We start from the raw sequence: 11677 nt of genomic DNA on the forward strand, positions 1-11677 counted from the left end.
CTCAGTACTAGAATCGCTCCGAATTCCATCGTGGTCTCCTTCTCGCTTCCCTTGCGAGCCGGAATATTGATGATGGACCCTTCGCCGAGTTTAGTCAGCAATCACCGTGCCACGATCATCCCATTCGGGATTAGAGCTGGCCCCATATATCCCAGAGGTTTAGATTGTAAGTATTTGCCAGATCACTGAATAGGAAAGAGAAGGGGGTAATATTTATGAATCTGTTTTGCGGCCGTCAGGGATCAAAATGGATTCAGTGATGGCCAGTCGGATAGAAGAGTATCTAGAGGCATCTGTCGCGGCTATACGGCATGAGACGATTGTTCTTTTTTTGGCTGTTGAGCAATAGGCAGTGTGAATGTGAATGTGCTGCCCTTTCCGAGTGTGCTAGTAACCAGAATTTGACCGCCATGAAGTTCGACCAGACTCTTTACGATTGCCAACCCCAAACCCGCCCCTCGCTGATTGGAACTATGTGCCGCGCTTTTGAAAAACTTATCGAACACCCTGGGGATCTCTTCGATGGGGATGCCGCATCCGGTGTCGGAGATGCTAAATTCAACTGTCGTGTCTTGTTCTTTGTGCGTGACGGTGACACGAACCCTCCCTGTTGCGGGAGTAAACTTGAAGGCATTGCCGATCAAGTTAGTCAGAATCTGGGTTAACTTATCTTTGTCCACTTCGATCCTGGGAAGATTACCTATGAATGCCGATTCAAGAGACAAAGACTTTTCAGCTGCCAATGATCGAAGAGTATCAAGCGTGTCAGTAACGAATTCCTGCACAGAGATTGTTTGCGAATGCAACTCCACTCTTCCCGCCTCTATCCGTGACAAATCGAGGAGATCATTGATCATGCGACTCAAACGATCGATGTTTACAAGCATACGGCTGAGATACTTGGATTGTTGATCATTGATGGTGCCTGTCAGCCCGTCCATCATATTTTCAACATACACTCGTATGGAAGTCATGGGGGTCCTAAGCTCATGCGACACCATTGAGACAAATGATGACTTGAGCTGATTCAGTTCCTGCAGCTGCTTATTTGCCAATTCGAGTTGAACCGTTCGCTCGTGCACTTTATCTTCAAGACCGACATTCAGCTCTTCGATCTCGCGATACGCTGAGACATTGTCGAGCGCGATCGCCAATTGATTCGCAAAGGTCACCATCAGCTTAAGATCCTCTTGAGTCAAGCTGTCGGCCTTGCTTCGATCTACAGTAATTGCACCCAAGACTGAATGCTGTAGTTTTAATGGAACAGACAAAAAGGAAACCGTGTGTGTTTGCAGCGCAAGCTCACGATAGAGAGGATGCAAACGATCTACAATGTCGTCGATATTCCGCACGAGAATCGGCTCTCCTCTAAGAAGAACGGTTCCTTCGATTGTTGTGGGATCGGTGACTGGAACTTCAATCTTTTTGGCGAGATCTGCGACCTCCGCAGTCACTCCCACTAGTCTCGCGCTGTGGGCCACATGTCGAGCGTCGTCATAAAATGAGATCATGACTCGGTCATAGGACAGTTTATGTATTAACGTTTCCAATGCGCATTTAAGAATATCCTCTCTATCACGCGTCGAAGTAAATGCTAGTCCGGTTTCGTGCAACGTGGTTAAATGATCAACACGCCGCCGCAATTCGGCCGTCAATTGCTGTTGTTGAACATATGATTTTTGTAATTCATCATGCCAGGCGTCAAGTGAGCGAGCCTGCTCCTCAATGATCTTCTGCCCTTCCTCGATACGCCGTGTTGACCCAGGTTTCCGGAACCATGTTGACGGTTGCCAGAAGCGAAGACGAGACTCGTGTACCGGCCAGACCACCTCCCATTCACAAAAGTCATCGCCCTCGGCAATACAGCTGCGATCAGTTACCCGCGCCGGCGGAAGTTTGTGAAAAATCTCAGGCACTCCGACGAAATAGCCCTTGACGGCTGTGCACCACAATTTCGCACATGCACGACGGTACGGGCCAAAGTGTTTATGCGCACGTTCACTGAATTCAAATCGAAGAATGGCCCATCGATCCGAGGACGTGACCGTTTCCACGTAGAAACAATTCCTGGAATATCTCTGCGCGATATAGATAGACATGCCATAGATCTGTTGAACCGAAAAACGGCGCAGCAGAATTTGAATAATCGGAGAGATGGCTTTTTTTCTTGCCATGTTGAATTGGAGATCGGGATCGCTGGATATGTCCGAGCAGAACTGGGTAAAGAAGGCTGAGAACTCGGTCGAGTAACTGTTCCAGGGATTCGTGATGAAATCTTCTGTCACGTGAAATGCAGGATCGGGTATGCGTTCGTTGAGCCGGGACACGAGTTCCTGAATCGCCTGTTTTCCGGCTTCGGGGCCGTCTCGTGCTGCGATGTATTCCTCGAGTTCTTCGACGCAGGCCCGTATGACCACACCGCTCAAGTCGCGGATCTTTGTCCCATCGGGCTCGTTGCCGAAAGGCTGAAATTCCATCAATCCCTTCTCTGTAATGGGATGATCTTTGGTAAGCAGCATAGTCACGGGTTATGTTTTGGCAGCGCGTTGCTTGTTAAGCCCATATCGTACAGACTACAGGGTTTTGAGGTACTCGATCAGGGCGCGTTTCTCCTGGTCGGGCAGTTCTGTTCCGTACGTATGTCCGCCATTTCCGTTGCCCTGCAACGCCGTATCATATTTGAAAAACCCTGGGCACTGCTCGTCGGTCAATTCCCATGCAAATCCTACATTCTCCCAATCGTATAAATCGTTGCCTCTGCAAAATCTCTTGGGGCGCCATTCTGGCTTCTGAAGGAGATGCCAGAGTGTCGGGACCGATCCATTGTGCAGGTATGGAGCACGAAGCCAGATGCCCGTCAGTAAAAGATTGGCGTACCCATAAGTTTTTCGATAATTTTCAAGTTTCCACATGGAGAGATGTCTCACTTCGTTGAGTTTGTCGCGTAACGCTTCAGAGAACGTTTCCAAACGGGCTCGATCCGTTCCGATTTCATCGATTCCGACAAGTCCACTCGTATGAACCCAGTATGCGGCGTGACAGTGCTTGCAGTTTTTGTCGAAGATATTCGCACCCTGGGACGCCAGCGTCTTGAACAGCACAGGATCGGGTTTAGGGTTCGGCGCTATCTCATGATAGGTCTCGACCTGATAATCGGGTGACTCAAACCACTGGGAAATGCGCGTCACTGCAGGAAGGTCAAGCGTCGCAGGAGTCGCACCAGCTCCCAAAGCAGCAGTAATATTCCGTTCTTGAACACTCTGGTTATTGCCGTCCCAGTGAAGGAAGCCGTTGTCAGTTTTTTCCCTCCAGAGAGCGGGGAAATCAGCCAGGCCGGCCAATGATCCAGGATCCATTTCAATCGTATAACGGCCGAATCTCGGCAGCTTTTCAAACAGCCAGAAAGAGTCTTGGAGTTTGTGGACCTTGTAATACGCCCACGTATCTACCCTGCCGGGACCGAAGGGTGTCGGCCTCCGATCGAGAAAACCGAATTCGTGTTTCATTCTCTTGCCGCCGTCGCGAAATGCCGGAATAAGAACATACCGATGGATAAATGTTTGCCAATAGCCAAGTTGCCCTTTTTTCTGTATGTGCCTGAGCACATTGTCCGCTGTAAATTTAGGATCTTCGACGACGGCAAATAAGAAGCGGAAAAACGATTCGGCATTGACCTTGTTTGCGGGCATGCCCAGGATAATTCTTGGATAGCTGTCCGGGGTCGGCCGCACGGTGGAGACGTGGCAGAACGCACAATTGATACCGACGGTATATCCGATTCCGAGGCGCCAGCGTTTGGAAAGCCCAATCGGTCGATCGACCGAGCTGTTAGGGTCGCGCGTGAGTCCGAAGGCCTCATAACTCTTCGGTTTGCCACATGGGAGATGTTCGGGAAACATTTCAGGCAGTACCTGCCAGATTCGATACGGAAAACCTCGGCTCAGGTTGTCGGATCCGATAGAGCCGTACTTGAAATGCATCGCACGATCATCATATGTCACCGGGTGTCCGTCCAGCACCAGATCGTTCAACAGATAGCAAACGACTGCGACGATTCCCAGTCCCACCAATAATCTCTTGCCAGACTTAGGAGACCGATCGTGCTCCATAGTGCATCATCCTCGTACATTGTTGACTGCATCGTTGAAGTGAATAATCGGTTCACGCATTGATGTTCGCTTCCAGCATCGCGGGATAAATCTTCCAGACCTCCCATGGATCTTTCTCCATCGTCGCTTGAAGCTGATGAAGATCATGGCGAAATCTGGTAAAGGCAACTGCGCCTCGGTCGTCCAAAGCCAGATAGGAGAAATCATCCATGAGGGAGCGCCGGGAAACATTGAGATTGAAGTTCGCATTGATCAGCCGCTGATAGACATCTAGAGGTTCTCGCCGACCGTTGGTATAGACACGGACGGGTTGGCGATGCGTCCAGAGTTGATAGTTCCAGAGGGACGTCCCTGCCATCTCGTGCTGGACAGTAACCATATAAATCAACCGGGCGATCAGACGAGACAAGGATGCGCGTGTCAGCCGGTCGCCGGGCAATTCCAGTCCGTTTCGGACCAGGTGTTTCATGTCTTGAAGCCATGTTTCGATCTCTCTGTCTTCTTGTAAGCGAGCATCAGTAGGGTAGTAGGCAGCAATATATCGGCGGCAGTGTTTCAGAAACACGGCAAAAAGCTGTCTCAGATTATTCTGGGTCGGTGTGTTCAACGATACCTGCCGCTGCCGCCCCCCTCTCTTAGCAATTCCACGTGCCCGGGCGTCTAAAGAAGGATCATTTATGAGGATGGTATACGTGGAGAAAGTCTGTGAAAACAGGCGGCACATCTCCTCATAGGTGAAACTGAAGATTTCCTCGAAGTCGCCGTGTTGCGTCATTTGCACGCGGGTGACCATGTAATTGCTCTGTTGTGTGCCGTAAATGTGCGGCCACAATAAGCGGCAGATCGGGTGATCAGACGACAGGCGATTTCTGGTGGCAAGAGCCAAGGGTTCACTGCCGGCCAGATGCACCCAGTTAAAATGCCGGACGAGAGACAGGTGTGTCGTTGCCGTGCAGAGAGCGAGTTTCTTGGCAAGTTGCCAGTTCGGGTCACCCGGCTTGGAGGTACCCAAGATACTCTCTATGAAACAAGGAGTGAGTCTCCCGGTGACAGGATCGTGAGAAAAGCCTACACGGGCTCCCAGGCGATAGAGGCCTTTGTGGCATGCGTAATCCTCAAGAGCACGGAAATCCCACAAATATAGGAGGTCATCGATCCGTTCCGTATAGCATGCATAAGGTCCTTTCACTGCAAGCGATCCCAGATCGGGGCTGCCTTCGTAGTCCGGAGGCAGTTCCGGAGGATCAAAGGCCCGCCGCTGCAAAAAACTGTACGCATTCCTGATGGCTTTAAAAGGATCTGCTGATATGGCGGGTAGCGGATGGTCTGGCTGCATTGGCGAGAAGGTGGCGGTGAGCCGGACTTGAATCTGTGAGAAGAACTCTTTGAGTCCGGCCCGTTCGTCGGGCGCAACCGATTTTGAAACTCGGATGTTCGTGATCGGAATGTCAAATCGATCTGAGAATTGAACGTCGGGAATCCGGTCGAGTGCTTTCATTGCTTGAGAACGGTGCAGGCATGCATCAAGCCGGCTTTTGACGCAGTTCAAAAAATTTTCGAGGCTGCTTCCTCGCTGCCGAGCAAGCTTCGCATGCTTCTCGGCCAAAAACTTAATCCGCACTGCTTGCTTCCACCACCAGCGTCGCCGAGGCGGCGGGATTGGCACGGGTCGATTGCCTATAAATTTGACCCAGCAGAATAACCTCCAGAATAGGCCTCGGATACCCCAGGTCACTTCGGCGGTACGGACCATCCAGACCGAGCCCACGAAGAGGGCAAAAATAAGCCCTCCCCATAGTGCTGAACGGCTTGTAGAGGCAGCCCAAATCAAGGAACAGAAACCCTCGTTCGAAGCTTTCTTCAATAGCGAGAGAATGACGCCGGCCGAAAGCCCCAGGACCGTGCCGCGTAAACCCCATATGACCGCCCAAGTCCAATCACGGACGAGAACGAATGTCGTGCTGAATCCCACGAGCGTTCCGAGAACGAGTCCCGTCTCTGCCTGATCTGATAACAAGGCTTCAAACAACTGGATCTCATGGTTGAAAATCAGATGGGCAACTGTGCCGAACAACCATCCACATGCAGCGGCTATGGCGACCCACCCCGACATCGCGAGTATGAGCCCTGCGGCAGCACCGATAACAACACCTCCCACGAGATGAAAACTCACTATATCTAATACCGTGAGACCTCTCTCTATAATGGGGAAGAATCCGCCGACAATCTCGATCAGTACCAAAGGAAGACCTCCTATAATAATGGCGGCTAACGCGCCAAGGAGGAAGCCGTCACGCAGTTGATGCTTTGATCGAACCACTGCATCCCGCAATACGGTCGCAGCTGCCACAATGGCGATTGCGCCGGCTACCATCGTAAGAACCTCTGTGAACGGCCAAAAATTTTCTGCCAAACTCAGTATCACTCCAACAATGAATCCAATAACCCCTCCCCCCAGTGCTCCGAACAGGAATCCATAGGCTGAACGGGATAGATATTTGACCATACCGGAACCGCTGAAAACAGTTCGCAACGACTGCCGTCCCGCATAGATGATCGCAACCGCTGCTCCGCAGAATGCAGCAATGAGCGCCTCCGGTTCAGCGAGTGCCTCAAACAGAGGCAGAAGGTCCTGTTTGAGCGGAACAAAAGACACCTGCCGGAGCCAAAGGAACGCTACCGCACCCATAATCCAACCGATGGAGGCCCCGAGAATCACGCCAGCAGGACGTTGTGCTCGAACATAACCGAGGACAATCCCCAACAACGCTCCAAGAAAGGCGGCTTTTGTCTCCAGTGCAGAAATGACGGTCGTCATAACTTCCCAGACGCCCCCAAACGTAGATCCTCGTATGAGAGTGTAAACGACGGCACCGAGGATCCAGCCTATGGGAGCACCGACTCCGGCGGCTGTCTGCATCTGCTCCCGGAGCGTAAATTCCCGTGTCGCGAGGTAGCTGACCATGTACAGGGTTGCCAAACATGCCCCGCCCAGAATTGCGCCGATTGCGGTTCCATGAGCTGCTGATCCGGTGCCGAGCGACTGCAGGAACTGCCCGGTCGTAAAACCCTCCGGAGACGCAGCGGCTCCCACTCCCGCTCCCACAAGCCAGCCGATAAATGCGCCGCCGAAGATGGGCATCTGGAAGATCGAAACACGCCGCATGTCTGGACGAGGATCGGCCGCAGCGGGGTTGGGATCCACCGGTTCGGGAGAGGGGCGTTCCGTGCGTTGCCACGGAGTGAATGCATTCTTGATATCGTCAAGCGCAGGGGCAAGATCTGGATAGTGACGCAGAAGGACGGTTTTAAAGTCGTTGTGCTCTACCCACTCCATGCCGACCGGTGTATACACGTCGGCGTTGAAGTCAGTGGTGATGAATCGATCGCTTTTCAGACGACGCGGGGCCATCAGAACAAATATCCGGAATGCCGTATCGCTGAATCCGAATCCTTTCGGGAGTTCTTCTGCATGAAGTCCGACCATGAGGTCGAGATCTTCTTTGTTCGGATACCATCTCTTCAGCTGGCGAACCCACGTCTTTCGCTCCTCGATTTGGCGATTCGTGAGACCGCTGAACCATTTTAGGATCGGCACTCCCACGAGTCGACTGTACGAGATACACGGAGACATCATGAGCATCCGGCGAAAATTGTTATAGCGGGGAATGGCGCGCTCGCGGTCGCGCATGATATCGATCGTTCCCAAGTCAAGTGCTTCGCCTGGAGCCGGAAAGGTGTAGCCGTCTTCCCTAGTTCTTCGCAAATTCTGTAAGGCTCGCGGGAAATTGTTTAATGTGACGGCACCAGGATGAGCTACGCCGAATGAATACAGCAGATTCGTCACACCGGATTGCTGCACGAAGTTGCGCGTCTGATTGCCTTGAAGATCTTGGAACCGACACGCTATCTTGAGTTCGTCTGTATGCAGATCATAGATACGATAATCGTCTGGGATTAACGGATGCATTCGGTATACCGAAACAAACTCTTCAGTAAGATAAAAAGGGGATGCGTGGTGATCTTGTTCCGATGCTGGGATTCCTGTGACTTCTTCTTGCAGGTCTCGCAAAATTCGCAACCGCCCAATGATCTTGGTGAAGCGCTGGGTGAGGATCCCCCACCAGTTCGCCCGCATTCCAAGGTATAGGGTGGGATGGCCCAAAACGGCCGGCGTCCATTCGACTGTGTGAATTTTGGCGATCAAAGCGGTATTGATCAGCCGTGCTGTTTGGAAAAGGCGCTCTCCCCTCCAATGAGGGTATGCCATTTTTAGCCGATCACATATCGCGTTATGCTCCAAAGCAAAAAGCGTGTGAATGAGATTAAGTCCTGCCCACCAGTTATCGTTAAAACCCGTCAAGTCGATGCCATTCTGAGTATCATCGGGCGGCAACGACCTGTCTACAGTATGTAATTTCCCGCTCTCGTCGCCTTCACGCAGCAACATCTGTTTGTCCAGGCTGCTTCCATAGAGCTGGGATCCATCCCACCAATGTGTCTCTGAATTCCGGTAAACTGGAAAGTCTCGAAGGCCTTCAAATTTTCCGCCTGGGTCAAAGTCGCTGCTCGTCCGATCGACCGTATCATCTGGAAGCGTATCTCGAATAACCATCGTGGTTTGGTCCGGACTTCGTCCGGACCAGTTATCCTCGGGGTCCAACTCGACAGGAGGAAGAGTGTTCTCCCTTGGAGGGAAGGTTTGTCCAGCAGGGTTAGGAGGACGCCGGCGGTGATTGACCCAATCATGGACCTGGAATTGGATCCAGGCGGCAGCGAAGAGGTTTAATGAGGATGCCGGTCTGAATCGGTCTCTGGTCAGAAGCGTGCGACTGATGTTCCGTGGGTTCGGCGAGAGAAGATTTTGAGACCTGTCCGCAACCTGTTCTTTGAACAAGTCATTGAGCCGCTTGAGCGGAAAATTTCTGGCAAACCGGGTTCCCGCACTGCCCATGAGAGGATCCTGCAGATCGTTGAAGGTTCCGTCGGCCGTGCGTGCAGTTCTGTAGGAAGGATTCCATGGCCACGTCCGAGGATCGGGCCGGGGCGGTCGTGTTGGCAGCAGCGACGTGTCGTAGAGGTTGCGCTTCCGCATGATAAAGCGGTGCATGGCGAGATTCCAGATGCCGATATGGCGCCAGAGGCGATGCCAGGGTACGAGCAGGTTGAGAAGGAGAAAGCATGCAGCCAGGACCCAGAAGAGCATGGCCGCGGTAACACCGAGCAACCCAAATACAAGCTTTCTCAGGAGGTCCCAGAGATACAATCGGTCAGTCATGGAGACCTTTCTAGAGGTATCTCTTCTCCTTGGACATTAGTGCCGTTCAGGCCAACATGTTTCGATATATTGAGCGAGCGTCTGCGTTATTGTCGGTTTGCATTTTGCAAACGTTGCATCCAACTGATCGTCTACTTCTTGAGTCGATTCATCAGAAAGAACCCAGCCCAATGGAAGATTTGACGAGCTTGCCCGAAGCTGGAACCGAAGGTATCTTGCGGGGAGGATCTTCTCGTATGCGGTTTGACGCTGAAGGTGAAGTGAGGCATGACGGCCACGAGCCTGTTGCGATTTATACATCGTGGTCAGCGGTGCAAACACTTCGTCGAGATAGGTGAGACCAGACTCAATCACGTCTACAACAGTATCCTGACGGTCAAGCCGGAATGTGTAATGTCTCTTCTCCACGAGCCTATCTCTAACGGACTTTGTTGCCAGCAACAATGTCTGATTTGGCAGTCCCGGAGCGGATCGGCCGCAGTGCGGATTGGAGCCGGAAAATCCGTCAGGAACGCGTCCCTGAATTTCAACCCTTATACATTCGGGAATAATGGCGGAGTTATGCGTCTCGGTTATACCGAGATAGTGAACGCCGAGTGTCAAATACTCCGGATCGTTTCCAATGTAGATGACAACCGGTACGATCGTTCTTTGCTGGGCTCGACGGGCACGCCATTCGGTGAATTTTTGACTCATTATCGGGATCACCTCTCGATAGACTTCTTCCAAGGAGGTCATGCCGGAATTTTCGAAATACCCTCCGTCGACGATACGAAGGCGATCGTGCAGTGTCCCCGCCGGACTGATAAACGAAAATCTGGCACTGTTGTTGACCGCAGTACTTAGCCGAACGGTCCGTGGGTGGGAATGATCGTCGCGATGATCAACGCACTTGGGAGTATTCAAAGTTTCAGAAAAGTCAATGACATCATCGAATACACCGATCACTCTTCCTGTCCATGAGTCCACACATCGACCTGCGTCTTCCGGTTGTGATATTCGCAAATTGCTGATCAGCACGCGATTACCGCCTTCGACTGATGTCATATTCAGAATCAAACCGGGAACCTTGGGGGCGTTTGGGCCTTTCCAGAGATTTTCGAAGGAGTCCTCAAACCGGTTCAGTCGATTCTTTGTGATTCTGTTCCATTGCCGTTCCCAACTCATTTCCAGTGTCTGTCCCCGGTCCCAATACTCAATCGGGAAAAGCAGGAAGCGTTGCAAAAGGTCCGGATAGAGAAGCGTACCGAATGTGGCTGAAAGATAATCCTGTTTCAGCAGGTCTCTAGCGCATCCGGGGAAATCAGCAGCACTGGTGCATGAGGTGGAGCTACCCTCATCGGCCAGGAGAGCCGAGAAGATTGCGGCGCCCAAACTGCCTCCAGATACCGCGCTGATCACGAAGACATGTGATCCAAATCCGGGCATGTCCCGTTGAATTCTTGTAAGGATCGAGGCGGTCCAATAGGCGGCTCGTATACCGCCACCCTCGGCCGCGACGAATATCACAGGGACCGAATCCGCATTGCGACGAACGAGGGAGTCCTCAAGGCGATGATCGAGCCATGAATTGAAGTGATCGGGTAATGGCTGCTTGATCTCTGGGGGATCGTTGCGTGGAAGGGTCCGAATGGCGTGATTGTCGTTATAGGGACTAATCACTGCAACATATACGAACAAGATTGTCAGAATTGGAATACGATGCCAGAGACTCCAATAGACGAGGGTAGTTCCGGGCGGTATCCAGGACGCCGCAGCAAGGAGGATAATAGAGCCGGATCCGACTACGGGTGCAATGCATAGATTGACGCCTCGAGTTTGGAACACCACCAAGGGAATAATGAAGAGAAGCAAGAAGGACCAACCGAGAGCTTTGCGCGTCGGACCAGGCAGTGCATAGCTGTCGTGATAAAAAACACCAAATCGTGGATTGTCCGAATCAGAGAGGGGCGGGAGGAGTATTCTGTTCGCCAAGAAGAAATTCTGCCGCAGGCGTGCAGCCCAATCCCGGCGTTTCCGGACCACAAATGCAAAAATGACAGCGCATATAAGGTAGAGCACTCCGTTGCTGACGACAGGCCGCATCGCATTTCTGACGTCTAAGGACCTAAAAAATCCTACTGCGACGACCAGAATGGCAATGACACCGAGGGCACGAGGCACCATGCGATGGTATCGCATGATTCGCTCGACTCTCCCTGACGGTTCAGAGGGCGGCCAATCACGAAATTGGAAGGATACGATGACTCGTGACCAATACCAAACTGCCCAAGCCCATACAAACACGCTT

4 protein-coding genes are annotated in these 11677 nt (G+C 52.0%); all 4 read right to left on the bottom strand.

Features of this window, described 5'->3' with window-relative positions; all coding sequences use genetic code 11:
* Positions 1-302: 302 nt before the first annotated feature.
* The gene (locus W02_RS01265; RefSeq protein WP_173044026.1) at positions 303-2477 is read right to left on the bottom strand and encodes a cell wall metabolism sensor histidine kinase WalK; all 2175 of its coding nucleotides are present in this window, start codon (positions 2475-2477) and stop codon (positions 303-305) included.
* A gap of 96 nt (positions 2478-2573) precedes the next feature.
* Positions 2574-4109 carry a cytochrome c gene (locus W02_RS01270; RefSeq protein WP_173044028.1) on the bottom strand — a complete coding sequence of 512 codons (1536 nt, stop codon included), beginning with the start codon at positions 4107-4109 and terminating at the stop codon, positions 2574-2576.
* A gap of 52 nt (positions 4110-4161) precedes the next feature.
* On the bottom strand, positions 4162-9387 hold the full coding sequence (locus tag W02_RS01275; protein ID WP_173044030.1) for a peroxidase family protein: 5226 nt from the start codon (positions 9385-9387) through the stop codon (positions 4162-4164).
* A 36-nt stretch (positions 9388-9423) separates the two neighbouring features.
* Positions 9424-11568, bottom strand: a complete 2145-nt coding sequence (locus tag W02_RS01280; protein WP_173044032.1) for a hypothetical protein — start codon at positions 11566-11568, stop codon at positions 9424-9426.
* Positions 11569-11677 lie beyond the last annotated feature (109 nt).

Source organism: Nitrospira sp. KM1, from assembly GCF_011405515.1.
In the GTDB taxonomy this organism is placed as follows: domain Bacteria; phylum Nitrospirota; class Nitrospiria; order Nitrospirales; family Nitrospiraceae; genus Nitrospira_C.

What these genes read in the sequence shown, in the direction of transcription:
- W02_RS01265 (WP_173044026.1), bottom strand. Translation starts at nt 2,477, where the DNA reads ATGGAATTTCAGCCTTTCGGCAACGAGCCCGATGGGACAAAGATCCGC.
- W02_RS01270 (WP_173044028.1), bottom strand. Translation starts at nt 4,109, where the DNA reads ATGGAGCACGATCGGTCTCCTAAGTCTGGCAAGAGATTATTGGTGGGA.
- W02_RS01275 (WP_173044030.1), bottom strand. Translation starts at nt 9,387, where the DNA reads ATGACTGACCGATTGTATCTCTGGGACCTCCTGAGAAAGCTTGTATTT.
- W02_RS01280 (WP_173044032.1), bottom strand. Translation starts at nt 11,568, where the DNA reads ATGCGATACCATCGCATGGTGCCTCGTGCCCTCGGTGTCATTGCCATT.